This is a genomic window from Kitasatospora cystarginea, from assembly GCF_039533515.1.
In the GTDB taxonomy this organism is placed as follows: Bacteria; Actinomycetota; Actinomycetes; order Streptomycetales; family Streptomycetaceae; genus Kitasatospora; species Kitasatospora cystarginea.
The window spans coordinates 1-772 of sequence record NZ_BAAATR010000195.1 but is presented as its reverse complement, the minus strand read 5'-3'; the positions used below and the strand labels follow the sequence as shown (position 1 = coordinate 772).

The 772-nt window shown below is 72.2% G+C and carries 1 protein-coding gene; it reads left to right on the top strand.

Translation table 11 applies throughout. The annotated features are described in order from the left end of the window. Nucleotides 1–772: acyltransferase domain-containing protein (locus ABD369_RS40790; RefSeq protein ID WP_344641687.1), on the top strand; the 772-nt coding region annotated here is incomplete at both ends.

Sequence of the window (772 nt, the reverse complement as noted above, 5' to 3'; positions counted from 1 at the left end):
TGCCGCAGACGCTGCACGTGAACGAGCCCTCGCCGAAGGTGGATTGGGCCTCGGGTGCGGTGTCGCTGCTGACCGAGTCGCGGCAGTGGCCGGAGACGGGGCGTCCGCGCCGTGCGGCGGTGTCGTCGTTCGGTATCAGTGGCACCAACGCCCACACCATCCTCGAGTTCGCTCCGGTGGTCGTGGAGGAGCCGGCGGAGGTCGACTCCGGCATCGTGCCGCTGCTGCTGTCCGCCAAGACCGACAAGGCGCTGGCGGGCCAGGCAGCCCGACTGCTGGCCCTCCTCTCCGGGCAGACCGAGGCCGGCCTCCTCGACGTGGGCTACTCGCTGATGGCCTCGCGGGCCGGGTTCGAGCACCGGGCGGTGCTGGTCGCGGCCGATCGCGAGGGTGCGGTCCGGGGTCTGGAGGCGTTGGCTTCCGGTGAGCCGGGTGCGGGTCTGGTGCAGGGCACCGCAGGCTCCGCGGGGAAGGTGGCGTTCGTCTTCCCGGGTCAGGGTTCGCAGTGGGCGGCGATGGGTGCCGAGCTGTGGGAGCAGTCTCCGGTTTTCGCCGAGCGGATCGCCGAGTGCGGGGCCGCGCTGGCGCCGTTCACCGACTGGTCGTTGGAGGATGTGCTGCTCGGCCGGGCCGGTGAGGCGTGGCTGGAGCGGGTTGATGTGGTTCAGCCGGTGTTGTGGGCCGTGATGGTCTCGCTGGCCGAGGTCTGGCGCGCCGCCGGGGTCGAGCCGTCGGTGGTGGTGGGTCACTCGCAGGGTGAGATCGCCGCCGC